Below are 18,970 nucleotides of genomic sequence, written 5' to 3' on the forward strand. Positions count from 1 at the left end.
CGCCACCACGATCACCCCCGACGGAGAAGTCATCGCTGAGCACATCATCAACCCGAACAAGGGCTACCAAGCCAAAGAATGAAAAACGGGCGAACCCCGAAAATGGGGGTTCGCCCGTCCACGATGTCGTGAGACATCACATGGTGCCCCTGGAGGGACTCGAACCCCCAACCCTTTCCTTAGGACGGAACTGCTCTTCCATTGAGCTACAGAGGCGGGGCCCGGGCCGCAGCCCGAGCGTGGTTCTAGCCTAGCCGCGACACCTCGGAGCGCGACTTCAACGATGCCGCCAGGCGCAAACCGCCCGCCGCGTACCGCCGCGCGCTGCTCACAACCGACCCTCGAGCGGTGCCAAAAGCGCGATCTGAGCGCGCAACATCGCACCTTTCGCACCGCTCGAGGGGGTATCGCACGCGCACGCGGTGCCCGCGTTCACAACTGCGGGGAACGACAGCTATGCGACGGCGGCGGTGATCAGCTCGACAACCCGCTTCTCGACCGCGGGCGTCCACTCGACGATCGCGAACGCGGTCGGCCACATGGCCCCGTCATCCAGGTTCGCCGCATCGTTGAAGCCGAGCGTCGCGTAGCGCGCCTCGAACTTCGAGGCCCCCTGGAAGAAGCAGACCACCTTGCCCGCCTCGGTCGCGTAGGCCGGCATGCCGTACCAGGTCTTCGGCAGCAGGCTCGGGGCGTGCTCGAGCACCAGCACGTGGATGCGTTCGGCGAGCGCCCGGTCGGCGTCCGGCATGGCGGCGATCGCATCGATCACGGCCTGAAGGTTGTCGGCCTTCTTCTGCCCGCCGCGGCCCTGCGCCCTCAGCTCGGCCGCGCGCTCTTTCATGGCGGCGCGCTCGAAGTCGGAGAAACCATCCGATGTGTCGGCCAAGACAACCTCCCGTGATGAGAGCTCCAGGCTAGCTGGGCGGCGCGAGGAACGCACTGACGCTCGACGCGGGAATGGTGCGCTGGCCGTACATGTGGGTGCCGCCCCAGTTGTACTCCTCGACGACGATCGTGCCGTCGCCGTTCACCGTCTTCACGTAGGCGACATGGTTGCCGCCGCCGAACCAGGCGACCCATCCGGGCTTCGGGGTGTTGGTCACGGCCCAGCCGTGCGACTCCCACTGGTACTTCCAGCTGATCGCGCTGCCGCCGCCCGGCGTCATCGAGCTCCAGTCCCACTTGAACGGCTCGCCATAGGAGCCCTGGTCGCGGTTGAGGCGCCAGGCGACGAAGTCGACGCATTCGCGGTAGTAGTAGCGCAGCGGCGACAGCCCGCCGCCCTGGCCGAGGTGCAGTGCCGCCGGCCACGGGTAGTCGTCGCCCGCCTCGCGCGCGCCGGAGCGCAGGTAGATCGCCAGGTTCGTGTCGGCGAGCGAGCTGCGGTACTGCGCCACCAGCTCAGCGGCGCTCGTCGCGTCGTACGAGTCGCGCTCGATGGCCGTCTCGCTCGCGGCCTCGCTCACCTCGAAGCTCTGCACGGCGGCGGCATCGGCGATCGCCACCTCGGCGGAGTCATCGCCCTCCGCGTAGGCGGGCAGCCCGAGCGCGGCGAACAGCCCTCCGATGATGACCATGGTGCCGGCGGCGGTGGCGCGGGCGCGGATCGGATGCCGCACCGTCTGGCGCCGGAACGACATGACGGGCACGACCGGGGCGGCCTTCTCGGCCGCGGGCGGAACCGTCGGCGCGACGGTCTCGGCCGACTCAGCCGGCTCGGAGGCCGCGGACGAGGTCAGCTCCGCGGCGCGCAGCGAACGCCGCGTCGGGTACGTCGCAGGAGCGACCGACGTCTCCTGCGGGGAAGCGAGGCCGCCAAAAAGGTCGCCCAGATTGTCTGAGCCCTCGGGTTCCGTCAAAAGTTCCTCCGGTGTGGCGCCGGAACAGACTACGTGACGAACCTGGAAAAATCACGTTGATGTAACGGTCCGTCCACCCGGCGGACACCTGGAGGATCAGGCCGCGGGGGCCAGGAATTCCTCCCACTGCGGCAGCGCGCGCTCGGTGCCGCGCACCATCCACGAGGTGCCGTGCGGCGCTCGGGGCTGCACCCGCAGGTTCCAGCCCATCTCCTGCGGCGTGCGGTCGCCCTTGATGTTGTTGCACTTGAGACAGCAGGCCACGAGGTTCTCCCACGAGTCGGCGCCGCCGCGCGAGCGCGGAACGATGTGGTCGATCGTGGTCGCGCTGACCCCGCAGTAGCCGCAGCGCTGGTTGTCGCGGCGCAGCACCCCGCGGCGCGAGACCGGCACCAGCCGGCCGTGCGGGATGCGCACGTAGCGGGTGAGCAGGATCACCGACGGTCGATCCCATGCTCCGGATGCGCTCAGCACCGGGTGATCATCGTCGCGCGCGACGATCGTCGCCTTCCCGCCCAGCACGAGCACCAGAGCTCGCTTGAAGGACACGACGGCCAGCGGCTCGTAGCCGGCATTCAACACCAGGGTGCGCACGGTTCTCCTCTCGAAGGCGCCCGCACGGCTTGCGGGCATTCGATGCATCCCGAGCCTCGGGACGTCAGGAGGAGCGCAAAAAAGGCGCCGTCGCGAACGACAGCGCCTTTTTCAGTCCCGGTCCGAACAGTGCACGACCGGGCGGATGCTCCGCCGTATTCCGAGCATCGCGCGCGCATCCATGGTGAGGATGTTGCGTGAGTTCGGCATCGGCTCTCCTGAGATCCGTTGGTTCAAGGCCTTCAGAATAGCCGACGGCGACTGAACAGCCGGCAAACGACGCGTTGCGCGTCATCGTGCCGGATCGGGCTCAGTACCGGACGAAGTAGTGGTTGCTGGTGTAGATCGCGCGCGCCTGGACCGTCTTGCCGGGGTACGGGGCGTCGATCATCTGGCCATTGCCGAGGTAGATGCCGATGTGGCCGCCGCCATCGAGCACGACCAGGTCGCCGGGCTGGGCGGCCGAGGCGGCGATCCGGGTGCCGCCGGAGGCCTGCGAGGCCGAGCCGTGCGGCAGAGAGATGCCCACCTGCGCATAGACGTACATGGTGAAGCCGGAGCAGTCGAAGCCCGCCGGGGTGGAACCGCCGAAGACGTAGGGCACGCCTTGGTACTGCATCGCGATCGACACGATCGTGCCGAGGTTGGCGCTCGCCGCGCCCGGGTTGGCGACGCCCGCGTAGGACGCAGCTGCCGCGGCCGCGGCCGCCTCCGCCGCGCGGATCTCGGCGAGCTCCTCTTCGGTGGTGGCCGAGATCTCGGAGCGCTCGACGGGCAGCTCGGTCACGGCGCTGTCGACGCGGAACGACTGCACCGCGGCGGCGACGCTCTCGGGGGTGGTCGCGTCGACCTCCGCCTCCGAGTCGGGGAGGGCGGCGTAGGCCGGCAAGGCGATCGTGCCGAACAGGCCGGGCATGATCAGCGACACGGCAGCAAGACGAATGGGTAGAGCCACGGGAGATCTCCGGCGCCTCGACCGCTGCTGAGGGCGGTCCCATCCTGAAATGGATCAGGTGCGCGAGCTCAGAGATGGGGTTGAGACGTCCGGCTCACGGTGCACCGCCGTACGGGGGGGGTGGCGATGCGACTCGGCGACACTACGTCGGGTCTTGCTGAGATCACGAACCGATAACGGGCATTCCGGGCTATTCCCAGCAACACCCAGGCGACTCACATGTCAGCTGGCGACGTAGATGTGCACCGCGACCTCGCGCGGCAGCTCGAGCCCATCGCCCACTTCGGGGGCCTCGATCGCGACGTAGGAGTCGGCACGCGTCAGCGTCACCGTCGCACCGGGGACGATTCCCGCGGCGTGCAGCTGCGCCAGCAGTTCCGGCTCGAACTGCACCGGCTCGCCGAGGCGGCGGATGACGCCCGTCACGGCCTCGTCGGCGTCGGCGACCGCATCCACGATGCTCGTCACGCCCTCCAGGAAGCGCCCGGCCGGAGTGTCGCCCAGCTCATCGAGCGCCGGGATCGGGTTGCCGTACGGCGACTCGGTGGGGTGGTCGAGGATCTCGAGCAGTCGCCGTTCGACCTGCTCGCTCATGACGTGCTCCCAGCGGCACGCCTCGTCGTGCACGTACGCCCAGTCGAGGCCGATCACGTCGGCGAGCAGCCGTTCGGCGAGACGGTGCTTGCGCATCACGTGCAGCGCGCGGGTGCGGCCGGTCGGCGTCAGCTCGAGATGGCGGTCGCCCTCGACGCGCACAAGACCGTCGCGCTCCATGCGGGCGATCGTCTGCGAGACCGTCGGGCCGGAGTGCCCGAGGCGCTCCGAGATGCGAGCCCGCAGCGGAACGATCGCCTCTTCCTCCAGGTCGAGGATGGTCCGCAGGTACATCTCCGTCGTATCGACGAGATCGGTCACGGCGTCCTCCTGAAAATCGCGCGGGCGTCAGAGGCCAGCCTATCCTCACCACGCTCTCCGGCGGTCGCGCTCCGGCGGTCGCATGCGAGGCCGCGGGCCATAGACTCGTGGCATGCCTGGCACGACGATTCCCGCCGAACTGCTGCCCGCCGACGGGCGCTTCGGCTGCGGCCCCTCGAAGGTGCGCCCCGAACAGCTCGCCCATCTCGCCGCGCACGCCGAGCTCCTCGGCAGCTCGCACCGGCAGGCGCCGGTCAAGGACCTCGTCGGGCGCGTGCGCACGGGCGTCGCCGACCTGTTCCGACTGCCCGAGGGCTACGAGGTGCTGCTCGGCAACGGCGGCTCGACCGCGTTCTGGGACGCGGCCGTCTTCTCGCTCATCGATCAGCGCAGCGAGCACCTCAGCTTCGGCGAGTTCGGGGCCAAATTTGCCGCTGCCTCGAAGGCCGCGCCGTTCCTCGACGAGCCGCACGTGGTGACGGCCCCCGGCGGCTCGCGCAGCGAGCTCGAGATCGTCGAAGGCGTCGACGTCTACGCCTGGCCGCACAACGAGACCTCCACCGGCGTGATGGCCCCCGTGCGCCGTGCCGCCGGCGACGCGGGCGCGCTCACCGTGATCGACGCGACGAGCGCCGCGGGCGGTGTCGACGTCGACCTCCGCGAAACCGACGTCTACTACTTCGCCCCGCAGAAGAACTTCGCCAGCGACGGCGGGCTCTGGTTCGCCATCGTCTCGCCCGCCGCGATCGAGCGCATCGAGACGATCGCCGCCTCGGTGCGCTGGATTCCCGAGTTCCTGAGCCTCAAGAACGCGGTCGACAACTCGCGCCTCAATCAAACCCTCAACACGCCCGCGCTCTCGACGCTGCTCATGATGGAGGCACAGCTCGACTGGATGAACGGCAACGGCGGGATCGCCTGGGCGGATGCCCGCACGCGCGAGTCGTCCGGCGTGCTCTACGACTGGGCGGCCGCCTCGAGCGTCGCAACCCCGTACGTTGAGAACCCGGAACACCGCTCGCAGGTCGTCGTCACGCTCGACTTCGACGACGCCATCGATGCCGCGGCAATCGCGAAGACGCTGCGCGCCAACGGCATCGTCGACACCGAGCCCTACCGCAAGCTCGGTCGCAACCAGCTGCGCATCGCGACCTTCACCGCGATCGACCCCGACGACGTGCGCAGCCTCACCGGCGCGATCGACTGGGTGATCGAGCACGCCGACGTCGCGGCCAAGTAGGAGAACCCGATGCGGCTCTGGATCCCCAAAGACGAACGGCGACCGACGCCGCCGCCGGTGGAGACCGACGACCGCACGCCCGTTCTGGTCGGCCTAGGCCTCTGGCTTCTGGCCACCCTGGGGCTGCTGAGCGCGCTTCCGGCGCTGACGGCGACCGGGAACGGCGACTGGCTCTGGATCGGCGTCAGCGGACTCGGCATCGGCCTCGTCCTGCTCGCCTACACGATCATCCGTCGGCGCTGACTTCTCGGCGGGCGCAGCCTCGGTCGGCGACTCCTCGTCATCGGGCTCGAAGTCGATGAGTTCACGCAGGTCAACGCCCGGCTTGTCGAGCTCATCCACATCGTCGAGGTCGTCATCCTCGTCGATCGCGTCGTCCTCCGCCGCGCTCTCAGCGTTCGCCTCCGCGGCGGCGGCCTGAGCGGCGCGGTACTCCTCGAGGCGCTCCGACCACGGCACCCAGTCGGGAGCGAGCAGGGCGCCCTCGTTCGGCAGCAGTTCCGCCTCGAGAACGGTCGGCTCCTCGCCCGGCAGCTCGGCGACCGCGACCGTCCAGCGCCAGCCCGGGTAGCCCAGCTGGGTGGTGGCAAAACTCAGCGTCGACAGGCCGTCGTCCGACGTCTGCTCCTCGAGCAGGTCGCCGACGTCTCCGGCGGCGGTGAACTCGGCGAGCGCCGCACGGGCGACCGCCTCGCGGGCAGCACTCCGCGGGTCAGGCATCCAGGTCGTCCGCGACCTTGCGCAGCACGGCCGCGATCTTCGCGCCGTGGCTCCGGTCGGGGTAGCGACCCCGGCGCAGGCCCGCGCCGATCCCGTCGAGCAGCTTCACCAGATCTTCCACCACGATCGCCATGTCGTCGGCGGAACGGCGCGACATCTTGGACAGGCTCGGCGCGGCCTCCAGCACGCGCACCGACAGCGCCTGCGCGCCGCGCTTGCCGTCGGCGATGCCGAACTCGAGGCGCGAGCCAGCCTTGACCGTCACTCCCGCGGGAAGTGCCGAGGCGTGCAGGAAGACTTCCTGCCCGTCGTCGGAGGAAATGAAGCCGAAGCCCTTTTCCTCGTCGTAGAACTTGACCTTGCCGGTAGGCATCGCAGGCCTCTCTCGATGTCGCGCGTGGGTGGTGGTGCGCACGCGGCCCGTATCCTGGTCAAGTGACCGACGAAACCCGCGTACCCCTCAATCGTATCGAACGGATCCTCGCCACGATGATCGCGACAGTCGGTGGACTGTCCGTCATCGCCATCGCGAGCGTCTTCATGGGGCGCGCGGCCGGCGCCGACATGGCGAGCGGGGTGTGGCCGGCGGTCGCGTTGCTGCCCTCGCTCGGGCTGCCGATCACGTTCGCCCTGATCGTCGCGTTCCTCATTGTGAGCGTGGTGCGCCGACGTCGTCTCGCGCAGGATGGCGCCGAGTAGTGGTTCGGCGCTCGCGCTCGCGGCCACGCTGCGGGCGCTCGATGACGATGCCCTCGAACGACTGATCCGCGAGCGCCAGGTCAAGCGCCAGGGCATCCGCGACTACTTCGATCTGGCCGAAGCGCTACTGGATCGCACCTCGATCCAGTCCGCGCTCTCGCGACTGGATCGCCCCACGCTCGCCCTGCTCGCGCTCGCGGGCGAGCTCGCCGGCGACACCGGCGCGCCGACGCTCGACCGGCTGAGCTCCACCCTGGGCTCGAACGCGGCCGACACCGAGGAGCGCGTCGAGCGCGCCTTTGCGGCGGGACTGCTCGGCCGTGAGTCGGGTCGCATCGTGCCGTGGGATGCGGTGGTCGAGCAACTGCGCTCCTGGCCGTCCTTCGGACTGCCGAGCGGCGCCGAGTTGCGACGCATCCCCGCCCCCGCCGCCCTGGAACCGGTGAGCGACGCGGATGCGCGTTTCGTCGACCGCGGTGCCGCCGAGCGGGCCTTCAGCACCGTCTCCACCGTGTTCGAGATCGTGCAGGCCCTGCGGGCGGAACCGGCGCGACGCGTCAGCCGCGGCGGCCTCGCCCTGCCCGATGCCCGCCGCCTCGCCGCCGCTGCCGACATCGAGGTCGAAGAACTCGACGTCATGCTCGACCTCGCCGAGCGAGCCGGACTCGTCACGGCCGCGCCACGCGCCTGGTCGGTCACCGATGAACCGGCGAGCTGGCTGGAGGCGACGCGCCTCGAGCGTTGGCGGGTCCTCGCGGCGGCCTGGCTGTCTCGCCTGCCCGAGGAGCTGCGCGAACTCCTGCACCAGCGCGCGCACGCCGTCTGGGGCGAGGGACTGCTCGACTACCTCGACTGGCGCTATCCGGCCGGGCGCGAGTGGGTGCGCGAACGCATCTCGCTGGCGCTCGCGGGCGCCGAGAAGCTCGGGATCATCGGCTCGAACCGCCCGAGCACCGCCGGATCCACCCTGCTCGCCGAGGGTCCCGATGCCGCCGCGGCCGTCCTCGCGGCGCACTTCCCCGCCGAAGTGGAGAAGGTCTATCTGCAGCACGATCTCTCGATCGTCGCCCCGGGACCGCTCGCCCCCGAGCTCGATCGGCGGCTGCGCCTCGTGGCCGACATCGACGCCCGCGGGCTCGCCTCCAGCTATCGCGTCACCGCCGCGACCGTCACTCGCGCGCTCATCGCGGGCGAGACCGGGGAGACGCTGCTCGACTTCCTCGCCGGCATCTCGCTCACCGGGGTGCCGCAACCGCTCGACTACCTGGTGCGCGACACGGCGAGCCACTTCGGCACCCTGCGGGTCGGGCCGGCTGGCGAGGTCGCCGAGGCGCAGTCGGTGATCCGCTCCACCGATCGTGCCCGCACTCACCAGCTGCTGGTCGATCCGAACCTGGCGCCGATCGCGCTCCGCGAGCTGGAGGATGGGCGACTCACCTCGCGATTCGCTCCCGAGGTCGTCTACTGGAGCCTGCACGACGCGCGCTACCCGGTGGTCGCCGAGAACGCGGCCGGGCAGATCGTCACCCTGCAGCGGGCGCGCGCCGTGGGGGATGCCGGTGGGGTCAGCGACGACACCGCCGCGATCGTCGTGGCGCGCCTGCGCGACTCCACCGGCTCGGTCGCCGAAAGCGGCGACGAGGGTTGGATCGCCCGCCAACTCGAACTCGCCGCCAAGAACAAGGTCGCCGTCGCGGTGCGCGTGCAAATGCCCGACGGCACCGAGCAGGAGTTCGTGCTCGAACCGGCGGCCGTCGCGGGCGGCCGCGTGCGCGCGCGCGACCGCAAGTCGGATCTGGAGCGCACGCTCCCGCTGTCCTCCATCACGGCGGTCGAACCGGTGGGCGACTAAACTCGATCGGATGACCGGACCCCTGATCGTGCAGAGCGATCGCACGGTGCTTCTCGAAGTCGCGCATCCGCAGGCCGAGGAGGCACGGCACGAACTCGCCGTGTTCGCCGAGCTGGAACGCGCCCCCGAGCACATGCACAGTTACCGCATCACGCGGCTGGGTTTGTGGAACGCACGGGCCGCCGGCCACGAGGCCGCGCAGATGCTCGAGACCCTTGAGCGCTACGCCAAGTTCCCGGTGCCGCAGTCGGTCGCGATCGACATCGAAGAGACCGTCGGGCGCTACGGGCGGCTCATCATCGACCGCGAGAAGAACGACGACGGCACCCCGGGCGAACTGATCATCACGACGACCGACCCGGCGGTGCTGCACGAGATCACCCGCAGCGGCAAGGTCGCGCCGCTGCTCGGCATCCGGCGCACCTCCACCGAGTGGACGTTGCAGCCGTGGGCCCGCGGGCAGATCAAGCAGGAGCTGCTGAAGCTCGGCTGGCCCGCCGAAGACCACGCCGGTTACACCCCCGGCACCCCGCACGACATCGACCTGGTCGAAGACGGCTGGGCGCTGCGTGCGTACCAGAAGCAGGCCGTGTCGAACTTCTTCGACGGCGGCTCCGGGGTCGTCGTGCTGCCCTGCGGCGCGGGCAAGACGCTCGTCGGCGCGGGCGCGATGGCCGAGGCCGACACGACGACGCTGATCCTGGTGACCAACACGGTGAGCGCACGGCAGTGGAAGGCCGAACTGCTGAAGCGCACCACCCTCACCGAGGACGAGATCGGCGAGTACTCCGGTCAGGTCAAGGAGATCAAGCCGGTCACGATCGCGACCTACCAGATCCTCACCGCGCGCCGGAAGGGCGAGTACGCACACCTGGCACTGCTCGACGCGCTGGATTGGGGCCTCATCGTCTACGACGAGGTGCATCTGCTGCCCGCGCCCGTGTTCAAGCTCACCGCCGAACTGCAGGCGCGCCGCCGGCTCGGCCTGACCGCGACGCTGGTGCGCGAAGACGGCCGCGAGTCGGACGTGTTCTCGCTCATCGGACCGAAGCGCTTCGACGCCCCGTGGAAGGAGATCGAGGCGCAGGGCTTCATCTCCCCCGCCTCCTGCTTCGAGGTGCGCATCGACCTGCCGCCGACCGAGCGCCTGGAGTACGCGGCGAGCGCCGACGACGAGCGCTACCGGATGGCCGCCACCGCGCCCGCGAAGCTCCGCGTCGTGCGCGACCTGGTCGCCAAGCACGCGGGCGAACGCATCCTCGTCATCGGGCAGTACCTCGACCAGATCGAAGAACTGGCGGATGCGCTGGGTGCCCCGCAACTGACCGGCAGCACGCCCGTCACCGAGCGCGAGCGGCTCTACCAGGAGTTCCGTGACGGCACGACGAAGGTGCTCGTCGTCTCGAAGGTCGCGAACTTCTCGGTCGACCTGCCGGAGGCGACCGTCGCGATCCAGGTCTCGGGTTCCTTCGGCTCCCGCCAGGAGGAGGCTCAGCGCCTCGGCCGACTGCTGCGGCCGAAGGAGAGCGGTCTGCCCGCCAACTTCTACACCCTCGTTGCGCGCGACACGGTCGACCAGGATTTCGCCCAGAACCGGCAGCGTTTCCTGGCCGAACAGGGCTACAGCTACACGATCCTCGACGCCGACACCCTCGCCGCGGCGTAGCCCCGGGTGCTCTCCCCCGCAGCCAGCGATCGGCCGCGGCAGTCCGGCCGCCGCTCCCTGGCTGATCCCGCGCCTCCTCTTCGCTGCCTCGCTGCCTGACGCAAAGTCGGAAGTCCGGCAAGTTCGCCCACGACTCGTGGACGAGGTGCGCAATTCTCCGACTTTGCGACGGGGGATGCCTCCACGAACGCCTGCCCGCGTCGCCCGTTCACCGGGTCGCGGGCCGGAGCGCCTACCGCGCCGCGCGCACCACGTGGCTGCGCGCGTGCGCGACGGCCGCATCCAGCTCGTCGAAAAGGTGGTTCTCGTGCCGCAGTGCGCGCAGCACCCCGGCGCGCGTGGCGAGCTTCAGGTGCTCGGGTTGGATGCCCTTCACCAGCACCGTGATGCCGCGCCGCTCAAGCGTCGCCATGAGCTCGGAGACGACGCGCGCGCCGGTCGCGTCGAGCATCTCCAGCTGCGACATGCGCAGGATGACGACCGTGACCCCCTCGATCGAGCCCACCTTCTCCAGCAGCTGCTCCGCACTCGCGAAGAACAGCGCACCGTCGAGGCGCAGCAGCGCGATGCGATCATCGCCCGGCTCGGCCGGGCCGGGCAGCGGCTCGCGGTGCACCGCCCCGGAGCGCGACAGCGTCCACAGCGCGAACGCCGCAGCGACCGCGATGCCGATCCCGACCGCGACGATGAGATCGAAGGCGACCGTCACGATCGCCGTCAGCACGAACACCACGGCGCTTGAGCGCGACGATCCGAGCACGGCGCGCATCGTCGAGACCGAGATCATCCGCACGGCGGTCACCATCAGCACTCCGGCGAGCGCCGCGAGCGGAATCTCGGAGACCCACCCCGCGGCGAGGGAGACGACCGCGAGCAGCACGACGGCGTGCGTGACCGCGGCGAGGCGGCTGCGGCCGCCCGCGCGCACGTTGACGGCGGTGCGCGCGATGGCGCCGGTCGCCGGCATGCCGCCGAAGAATCCGGAGGCGATCGAGGCGAGGCCCTGCCCGACGAGTTCCCGGTCGGCGTCGTAGGCCCCGGTGTCGGCGAGCGAGGCCGCCACGCGTGCCGAGAGCAGCGACTCGATCGCCGCGAGGGCGGCGATGGCGAAGGCGGGGCCGACGAGCGCCGAGAGCAACTCGGGCGTCACGGCGGGGATCGCGGGGGCGGGAAGCCCCTCAGGCAGCGCGCCGATCGTCTCCAGCGGCAGCGACGCCAGACTCGCCATCACCGTCACCACAAGAATCGCAATGATCGACCCGGGGATCCCCCGGTGGAGGCGCGGGGCCCCGACCATCACCACGGCGACGAACGCGACCGCCGCCAGCGCCCAGGCGAGGTGTTCCGCCTCGACGTGCTGGAGGGCATCCGCCGCCTCGAGAACAGCGCTCGAACTCGCCCCGGTCTCGACGCCGAGCGCCGAGGGAACCTGCTGCAAAAAGATGATGACGGCGATGCCGAAGGTGAAGCCCTCGATGACCGGCCACGGGATGATCGTGACCAGGCGACCCCAGCGCACGGCACCGACCGCCAGCACGATCACCCCCGCCATGAGGCTCAGCAGCGGCACGACCCCCGCGCCGGAGGTGGCGACGATCGGCCCGAGCACGACCACCATGGCCCCGGTCGGCCCCGAGACCTGGACGTGCGATCCGCCGAAGACGCCGGCGACGATGCCGGCGACGATCGCGGTGACGAGCCCGGCGGCGGCGCCGACGCCCGAGCTGACCCCGAAGGCGAGGGCGAGGGGCAGCGCCACGATGCCCACGGTGACCCCGGCGACGAGGTCACCGCGCCAGGTGCGCCCGAGGCGCGCGTAGTCACGCCGCGAGGGCAGCAGGGTGAGCGGTGAACGGCGCGTCATGGACGCGGGTCGTTCGACGGCGGGAGGGCGGGCAGCGCCCCGGCCTCGCTGAGGTCGTCGCGCGCGGCCATCAGAACCTCGGTGAGCAGTGCGCGCGCCACGGCGAGCAGGTCGGCGACCTCGGGAAAGGCGAGCCGGTAGTAGGCCTGGCTCGCGCGCCGCTCGGAGGCGACGAGTCGGTGGCGCTTGAGCACCCCGAGGTGCTGCGAGAGGTGTGAGGCCTCGAGTCCGGTCTCGGCCAGCAGTTCGCTCACCGAGACCTCGTCCGCCCCGGCCAAAACTTCGAGGATGCGCACCCGCACCGGGTGCGCGAGGCCTTTGAACAGGCCCGCCTTCACCTCGTAGAGCGGTCGCTGCGTGCGGGACGACCAGAGCGCGGCGCGCTCGTCATCACGAATGGATGAATTCATCAATTCATCATATGGCGATGCGCCCACGGGCGCAGGCTCCCAGATAACACACAGGCAACGCGCAGATACTGGCCCCATGAGCGACGGACCCAAGATTCTCATCGTCGATGACGAGCCCAACATCCGCGACCTGCTGACCACGAGCCTGCGTTTCGCCGGCTTCGCGGTCCGCGCCGTCGCCAACGGCGCCCAGGCGATCTCGGCGGTCCTCGAAGAGGAGCCCGACCTGATCATCCTCGACGTGATGCTGCCCGACATGAACGGATTCGGCGTCACCAAGCGCCTCCGCTCCTCCGGCTACACCGCGCCGATCCTCTTCCTCACCGCCAAGGACGACACGGAAGACAAGATCACCGGCCTCACGGTCGGCGGCGACGACTACGTCACCAAGCCCTTCTCGCTCGACGAGATCGTGGCGCGCATCAAGGCGATCCTGCGCCGCACCATGAACGACGAGCAGGACGCGATCATCCGCACCGGCGAACTGACGATGGACCAGGACACCCACGAGGTCACCGTCGGCGACGAGCCGATCGAGCTCTCCCCCACCGAGTTCAAGCTGCTGCGCTACCTCATGCTGAACCCCAACCGGGTGCTGTCGAAGGCGCAGATCCTCGACCACGTCTGGGAGTACGACTTCAACGGCGACGCCGGCATCGTCGAGAGTTACATCTCGTACCTGCGTCGCAAGCTCGACCAGTTCTCGACCGAGCCGATGATCCAGACCAAGCGCGGTTTCGGCTACATGCTCAAGACGCCCTCCAAGGCGTAGCCCGCCTCGGCGTGGGAGGATCGCCTACGTGTCTCCCCTCTCAGCGTCGTTCGACCGGTGGTGGAACGGCATCTCGCTGCGCGCGAAGATCACCGGCGTCACGGTCCTGCTGCTGACCTTCGGGCTGACCGTCGCGGGCGCCGGCACCATGACGGTGCTGCGCACCTACCTGCTGGAGCGAGTGGATGCGGAACTCGTCACCGAATACTCTGAACTCGACACGGTCATCCCGTTCCAGATGATCCAGGACTTCGACGAGGTCGACTCCGGCAACACCCCGTTCTACATCGCCGCCGTTTCCGCCTCCGGCCGTCTGATCGACGACAACCTCTCGAGCGCGCAGGCCGACCTCGGCCCCGACGTCTCCCGCCTCACCCTGCAGTACGTCATCGGGCTCGAGGGCGGGCTGACCCTCACCAACGAGGCGAAGACCAGCGAGTGGCGCGTGATCACCGCCCCGCTGCGCATCGGTGGCGGCTCCGAGCAGGCGACCCTCGTGATCGGGCTGAACCTACGCGAGACGAACGCCATCATCGCGCGCTACACGCTCATCTACTTCCTGTTCGCGCTCGCCGTCGTCATCTTCGGCGCGGCGACGACACAGCTGCTGGTCACGAGCACGTTCGCGCCGTTGCGCGACGTCGAAGAGACGGCGGCGAGATTCGCCAACGGCGACTTCGCCCAGCGCCTCGGCGGGGCGACACCCAACACCGAGGTCGGCCGCCTGAACCGCTCCCTCAACACGATGCTCGCGCGCATCGACCGCGCCTTCGCCGAGCGACAACGCGCCGTCGAACAGATGCGGCGCTTCGTCGGCGACGCCTCCCACGAGCTGCGCACCCCGCTCGTGTCGCTGCGCGGCTACGCCGAGCTGTACCGGATGGGCGCGATTCAGAAGCCGGAGGACGTCGCCCAGGCGATGGACCGCATCGAGCGCGAAGCGATCCGCATGGGCGGTCTGGTGGAGGACCTGCTCGAGCTCGCACGCCTCGATGAGGATCGGCCGCCGCAGCTCGTCGCCCTCGACCTGCTGCCGATCGCCCACGACGCCGCCCTCGATGCCGCCGCCTCGAACCCCTCGCGTCAGATCCGCGTGGTCACCCGGCCCGCGGTGGAAGCCCCCCGCGAGACCCCCGAGCACCCCACCGCCGACGCGCCCCCCGTTGAGGATGCGGCGACCGCCAAGCCGGCGCGCCGCGGCTCCCGCGGACGCGGCCGCAAAGAGTCCCCGGCCGAGCCGCCGGTCACCACCGGCGCGATCGCGATCGCGGGCTCCACCTGGGCGCGGCTGCGTCGCCGTCGTGGCGCGAAGGATCCGGTGCCGCCGCCGGTTCGGCCGCTTCCTCCGGCGCCGGAGCCCGACGCGATCGGCCCGATCGTTCTCGCCGAGGAGAACAAGATCCGCCAGGTCGTCACCAACCTGCTCGGCAACGCAACCCGCTTCAGTCCCGACGGCAGCCCGATCGAGGTGGAGGTCGGCGTGGACCGGGCCGGGGGCTACGGGCAGATCGCGATCATCGACCACGGCGAGGGCATCCCGCCGCAGTTGCGCGAGAAGATCTTCCAGCGCTTCTGGCGCGCCGACACGTCGCGCACGCGCGAGACCGGCGGCAGCGGTTTGGGCCTCGCGATCGTCGCCGGGATCGTGCAGAAGCACAACGGGCACGTCGAGGTGCTCGAGACGCCGGGCGGTGGCGCGACCTTCCGGGTGAGCCTTCCGCTCGTCCCCAGCGCGCCGTCGGTCGAGGTCTCACCCGACGAGGCAGCCGAGGGCGCGGAGCCGACCGCGCGCCCCTAGCCTCGCCGCATGACGCGATACCAGGTGGACAGTGAGGCGGTCGTCGCGGCGACCGCGAACGTTCGGGCGGCGATCGCCCGCATTCAAGGCGAAGTGAGCGCGCTGCACGCGCAACTCGTCGATCTTCAGTCGTCGTGGACCGGCCCTGCGGCCACGGCGTTTCACGGCGTCGTCGGCGAATGGCGTGCGACCCAGCAGCGGGTTGAAGAGAACCTCGCCGCGCTCAACGCGGCGCTCGCCCAGGCCGGCCAGCACTACGCCCAGGTCGAGGAGCAGAACGCGCGCATGTTCCTGCGCTGACCGCGGGGACGCGAAACGGGCGGCCCCTCCGTGAGGAGGGACCGCCCGTTCGTTGAGGCTGGGTTGAGATCTCGATACGGCCGTCGGCCTACTCGATCTTGACCCTTCAGCTGAACCTTCTACGAAGCTTCAGCTTGCGGGTCAAAAGTCCATGCCGCCCATGCCACCCGACGGGTCACCCATCGGGGCCGGGTTCTTCTCCGGCTTGTCGGCGACGACCGCCTCGGTGGTGAGGAACAGACCGGCGATCGAGGCCGCGTTCAGCAGCGCCGAACGGGTGACCTTGACCGGGTCGCTGATGCCCGCCGAGAGCATGTCCACATACTCACCGGTCGCGGCGTTGAGGCCCTGACCGACGGGAAGGTGGCGCACCTTGTCGACGACAACGCCGGGCTCGAGCCCCGCGTTGAGCGCGATCTGCTTGAGCGGCGCGTCGATGGCGACCTTGACGATGTTTCCACCGGTCGCCTCGTCGCCCACGAGCTCGAGCTTCTCGAACGCGGTCTTGCCGGCCTGGATCAGGGCGACGCCACCACCGGCGACGATGCCCTCTTCGACGGCGGCCTTCGCGTTGCGGACGGCGTCCTCGATGCGGTGCTTGCGCTCCTTGAGCTCGACCTCGGTCGCGGCACCCGCCTTGATGACGGCGACGCCACCGGCGAGCTTGGCGAGGCGCTCCTGGAGCTTCTCGCGGTCGTAGTCGGAGTCGGTGTTCTCGATCTCCTGACGGATCTGCTTCACGCGACCGGCGATCAGGTCGGCGTCGCCGGAGCCCTCGACGATCGTGGTCTCGTCCTTGGTGACGATGACCTTGCGCGCCTGGCCGAGCATCGAGAGGTCGGTGTTCTCGAGCTTGAGACCGACCTCTTCGCTGATGACCTGTCCACCGGTGAGGATGGCGATGTCCTGCAGCATGGCCTTGCGGCGGTCGCCGAAGCCGGGAGCCTTGACGGCGACCGACTTGAAGATGCCACGGATCTTGTTGACGATGAGGGTCGCGAGAGCCTCGCCGTCCACATCCTCGGCAATGATCAGGAGCTGCTTGCCCGCCTGGATCACCTTGTCGACGACGGGGAGCAGGTCCTTGATGTTCGAGACCTTGCCGTTGACGATCAGGATGTAGGCGTCCTCGAAGATCGCCTCCTGGCGCTCCGGGTCGGTGACGAAGTACTGCGACAGGTAGCCCTTGTCGAAGCGCATGCCCTCGGTGAGCTCGAGGGTCGTGCCGAAGGTGTTCGACTCCTCAACGGTGACGACGCCCTCCTTGCCGACCTTGTCGATCGCCTCGGCGATCAGGTCGCCGATCTCGGTGTCGGCCGCGGAGATGCTCGCGGTGGCCGCGATCTCTTCCTTGGTCTCGACCTCCTTGGCGTTGGCGACGAGCTCGGCCTCGACGGCCTTGACGGCCTTCTCGATGCCGCGCTTGAGGCTGATCGGGTCGGCGCCGGCCGCGACGTTGCGCAGGCCCTCGCGCACGAGCGCCTGGGCGAGCACGACCGAGGTCGTGGTGCCGTCGCCGGCCACGTCATCGGTCTTCTTCGCGACCTCCTTGACGAGCTCCGCGCCGATCTTCTCGAACGGGTCGTCGAGCTCGATCTCCTTGGCGATCGAAACGCCATCGTTGGTGATCGTGGGGGCGCCCCACTTCTTTTCCAGCACGACGTTGCGACCGCGCGGGCCGAGCGTGACCTTGACGGCGTCAGCGAGAATGTTCAGGCCGCGCTCGAGGCCGCGGCGGGCCTCTTCGTCGAAAGCAATGATCTTTGCCATGGGTTGGTGTCGTCCCTCCCGGACGTTGTCCACTTCACGTGGATCTGCACTGAGTCAGCGAGCGCCCGTTTCGGGCGTCCTTTAGCACTCACAATGCGCGAGTGCCAGAGGCCATTCTGGCACTCGCCCTAGGCGAGTGCAAGCCGCGTCACGAGCCGGACGGCGCGTCGATCGAAAGCGAGCCGGAGTTGGGCATCAACTCGATCCAGGTGTTGCCCGGTGCGAGCCGCACCACGAACCCATTGAGGTCGGTCAGAACGATCGGCGCGGTCTGCGACGACTTGGACCAGCGCACCGCCAGCGACTGGCCACCCGAGAACACCCAGGCGTCGCCGCCGCCGATCATCTCCGTCTTCGGCACGCCGAGTCCGTACGAAATCGGGACTGTCATCACGAGCACATTGGTGGCGCTCAACTGGTCGCCCTGGGAGTCGCGGTCGACGTTGCCCAATTGCGACCGCAACCAGGTTCCGGACTCCTCGTCCCACCGCCACGAGGGAGAGGACGCATCGCTGAAGCGGGCCGTGAGACCCGTGGCCGGCGTGCCCTCGACGACAGCGCTGGATGAGGACGCATCCGGCGCGAACGCGAACTGCTGCGCCGGGGCCGCGATGTCCAGGTGGCGGTCCACGAGCGTGCTCGCCTTCACGAGCACGTTGTGCGGCGAAGTCTTCGTCGGCGTGCGGAACATCAGGTCGTCGGTGTCGGCCGCGCCGTGAATCGCGTTGTAGACGTTCGTCTGCTGCATGAGCACAACGAAGCGGTACTGGCCGCCGGAATACGCGATGATTCCGCCGAGCGGCGAAACGATGTCGGGATCCATCGGTCGGATCGATCGGACCGGACCGATCTCGCCGGGAATGTCGGAATGCCAGACGGCGACATACCGCGTCAGCCCGCCCTCGACCAGTTCCTCGAAGACGATGTCGGTGCGCTCGAGTCCGACCTGCGGGCGGGCCAGCTCGTGGTTGTCGATCTTGGCGGCGAGCGAAGGATGCGCGAGCGATCCCGCCTCGACGACCTCCCCGGTCAGGGGCGCAAGATCGTAGGGCGCCGGGGTCAGGTAGCTCGAGCTGTAGCTCGGCGTCGGGGTGGGCGCCGGGGCGGCGGTCTCGGTGCTGGCGCACGCGGCGAGCGCGGTGGCGAGCGCGCCGATCAGCCCGAGGGTCACCCCTCGACGAACAGTTCCCGCACCCCGCATGGGCTCATCGTAGGGTGCGCCCGCGGGAGCCCCCCGAGCACGCCTCGGCGCGCCTTCGTGAGCGGTCGGGTGGCTCAGGCCGGTCGCACCGACTCGGCCTGCGGCCCCTTGGAGCCGGTGCCGACCTCGAAGGTCACCGCCTGGCCCTCTTCGAGAACCTTGTATCCGCTCATGTCAATGGCGGAGTAGTGCACGAACACGTCGGCCCCTCCACCGTCCACGGTGATGAAGCCGAAGCCCTTCTCCGCGTTGAACCACTTGACGATTCCGTTCGCCATTGCGTTACTCCTGCCGTGTTTCTGCGGGCCGAACACGGCTCCACAACGGGAAGCGTACTGGCGCAGATTGCCCG

General features: G+C 69.5%; 19 protein-coding genes and 1 tRNA gene. 7 read left to right on the forward strand and 13 right to left on the reverse strand.

The window, feature by feature from the left end; genetic code table 11:
* Positions 1 to 141: 141 nt before the first annotated feature.
* From QZ258_RS07160 to QZ258_RS07185, 6 genes are all read right to left on the reverse strand, one after another.
* Positions 142 to 216, reverse strand: a tRNA-Arg gene (locus tag QZ258_RS07160).
* 238 nt (positions 217 to 454) lie between these two features.
* The gene (locus QZ258_RS07165) at positions 455 to 844 is read right to left on the reverse strand and encodes an iron chaperone (protein ID WP_294180115.1); all 390 of its coding nucleotides are present in this window, start codon (positions 842 to 844) and stop codon (positions 455 to 457) included.
* 73 nt (positions 845 to 917) lie between these two features.
* Positions 918 to 1,862, reverse strand: a complete 945-nt coding sequence (locus QZ258_RS07170) for a CHAP domain-containing protein (protein WP_294180004.1) — start codon at positions 1,860 to 1,862, stop codon at positions 918 to 920.
* A 96-nt stretch (positions 1,863 to 1,958) separates the two neighbouring features.
* Positions 1,959 to 2,456, reverse strand: a complete 498-nt coding sequence (locus tag QZ258_RS07175; protein ID WP_294180005.1) for an HNH endonuclease — start codon at positions 2,454 to 2,456, stop codon at positions 1,959 to 1,961.
* 310 nt (positions 2,457 to 2,766) lie between these two features.
* Positions 2,767 to 3,411, reverse strand: a complete 645-nt coding sequence (locus QZ258_RS07180) for a C40 family peptidase (protein ID WP_294180006.1) — start codon at positions 3,409 to 3,411, stop codon at positions 2,767 to 2,769.
* 222 nt (positions 3,412 to 3,633) lie between these two features.
* Positions 3,634 to 4,326: a metal-dependent transcriptional regulator gene (locus tag QZ258_RS07185; protein ID WP_294180007.1), complete on the reverse strand. Its 693-nt coding sequence runs from the start codon at positions 4,324 to 4,326 to the stop codon at positions 3,634 to 3,636.
* Positions 4,327 to 4,438: 112 nt separating this feature from the next.
* Here QZ258_RS07185 and serC point away from each other — a divergent pair, with 112 nt between their 5' ends.
* A complete protein-coding gene (serC, locus tag QZ258_RS07190; protein ID WP_294180008.1) occupies positions 4,439 to 5,566 on the forward strand; it encodes a phosphoserine transaminase in 1,128 nt (375 codons plus the stop codon).
* A 93-nt stretch (positions 5,567 to 5,659) separates the two neighbouring features.
* Here the strand turns inward: serC and QZ258_RS07195 are convergent, their stop codons facing one another.
* Both QZ258_RS07195 and QZ258_RS07200 read right to left on the reverse strand, forming a co-directional pair.
* Positions 5,660 to 6,286: a DUF3027 domain-containing protein gene (locus QZ258_RS07195; RefSeq protein WP_294180009.1), complete on the reverse strand. Its 627-nt coding sequence runs from the start codon at positions 6,284 to 6,286 to the stop codon at positions 5,660 to 5,662.
* Positions 6,279 to 6,659, reverse strand: coding sequence for a cold-shock protein (locus tag QZ258_RS07200; RefSeq protein ID WP_294180010.1), 381 nt, complete (start codon positions 6,657 to 6,659; stop codon positions 6,279 to 6,281). The genes QZ258_RS07195 and QZ258_RS07200 overlap by 8 nt, the downstream gene beginning before the upstream one ends.
* A gap of 62 nt (positions 6,660 to 6,721) precedes the next feature.
* Here QZ258_RS07200 and QZ258_RS07205 point away from each other — a divergent pair, with 62 nt between their 5' ends.
* Genes QZ258_RS07205 through QZ258_RS07215 form a run of 3 tightly spaced genes read left to right on the forward strand, consistent with a single transcriptional unit; the run spans position 6,722 to position 10,503 of the window.
* Entirely contained in the window at positions 6,722 to 6,985 is a 264-nt protein-coding gene (locus QZ258_RS07205; protein ID WP_294180011.1) for a multidrug ABC transporter ATPase, read from the forward strand.
* A complete protein-coding gene (locus QZ258_RS07210; protein WP_294180012.1) occupies positions 6,972 to 8,837 on the forward strand; it encodes a helicase-associated domain-containing protein in 1,866 nt (621 codons plus the stop codon). The genes QZ258_RS07205 and QZ258_RS07210 overlap by 14 nt, the downstream gene beginning before the upstream one ends.
* Positions 8,838 to 8,847: 10 nt before the next feature.
* The gene (locus tag QZ258_RS07215) at positions 8,848 to 10,503 is read left to right on the forward strand and encodes a DNA repair helicase XPB (protein WP_294180013.1); all 1,656 of its coding nucleotides are present in this window, start codon (positions 8,848 to 8,850) and stop codon (positions 10,501 to 10,503) included.
* 232 nt (positions 10,504 to 10,735) lie between these two features.
* Here the strand turns inward: QZ258_RS07215 and QZ258_RS07220 are convergent, their stop codons facing one another.
* On the reverse strand, positions 10,736 to 12,367 hold the full coding sequence (locus QZ258_RS07220; protein WP_294180014.1) for a SulP family inorganic anion transporter: 1,632 nt from the start codon (positions 12,365 to 12,367) through the stop codon (positions 10,736 to 10,738).
* Positions 12,364 to 12,777, reverse strand: coding sequence for a metalloregulator ArsR/SmtB family transcription factor (locus tag QZ258_RS07225; protein ID WP_294180016.1), 414 nt, complete (start codon positions 12,775 to 12,777; stop codon positions 12,364 to 12,366). The genes QZ258_RS07220 and QZ258_RS07225 overlap by 4 nt, the downstream gene beginning before the upstream one ends.
* 76 nt (positions 12,778 to 12,853) lie before the next feature.
* Between QZ258_RS07225 and QZ258_RS07230 the strand changes: the two genes are divergently transcribed.
* The 3 genes from QZ258_RS07230 to QZ258_RS07240 are packed head-to-tail and all read left to right on the forward strand — an operon-like array spanning position 12,854 to position 15,647.
* Positions 12,854 to 13,549, forward strand: a complete 696-nt coding sequence (locus tag QZ258_RS07230; RefSeq protein ID WP_294180018.1) for a response regulator transcription factor — start codon at positions 12,854 to 12,856, stop codon at positions 13,547 to 13,549.
* Positions 13,550 to 13,577: 28 nt separating this feature from the next.
* Positions 13,578 to 15,347: a HAMP domain-containing sensor histidine kinase gene (locus QZ258_RS07235; protein ID WP_294180020.1), complete on the forward strand. Its 1,770-nt coding sequence runs from the start codon at positions 13,578 to 13,580 to the stop codon at positions 15,345 to 15,347.
* Between the two features lie 9 nt (positions 15,348 to 15,356).
* Complete coding sequence (locus QZ258_RS07240) at positions 15,357 to 15,647, forward strand: WXG100 family type VII secretion target (RefSeq protein ID WP_294180023.1); 291 nt, start codon at positions 15,357 to 15,359, stop codon at positions 15,645 to 15,647.
* Positions 15,648 to 15,788: 141 nt separating this feature from the next.
* On the opposite strand, the gene groL is transcribed toward QZ258_RS07240, so the two are convergent.
* The 3 genes from groL to QZ258_RS07255 form a co-directional block, all read right to left on the reverse strand.
* Complete coding sequence (gene groL, locus QZ258_RS07245; RefSeq protein WP_294180025.1) at positions 15,789 to 17,417, reverse strand: chaperonin GroEL; 1,629 nt, start codon at positions 17,415 to 17,417, stop codon at positions 15,789 to 15,791.
* 148 nt (positions 17,418 to 17,565) lie between these two features.
* Positions 17,566 to 18,618 carry a DUF3048 domain-containing protein gene (locus QZ258_RS07250; protein ID WP_294180027.1) on the reverse strand — a complete coding sequence of 351 codons (1,053 nt, stop codon included), beginning with the start codon at positions 18,616 to 18,618 and terminating at the stop codon, positions 17,566 to 17,568.
* A gap of 74 nt (positions 18,619 to 18,692) precedes the next feature.
* Entirely contained in the window at positions 18,693 to 18,896 is a 204-nt protein-coding gene (locus tag QZ258_RS07255) for a cold-shock protein (RefSeq protein WP_294180029.1), read from the reverse strand.
* Between the last annotated feature and the right edge of the window lie 74 nt (positions 18,897 to 18,970).

Source organism: uncultured Schumannella sp. (assembly GCF_905479755.1).
In the GTDB taxonomy this organism is placed as follows: Bacteria; Actinomycetota; Actinomycetes; order Actinomycetales; family Microbacteriaceae; genus DCRR01.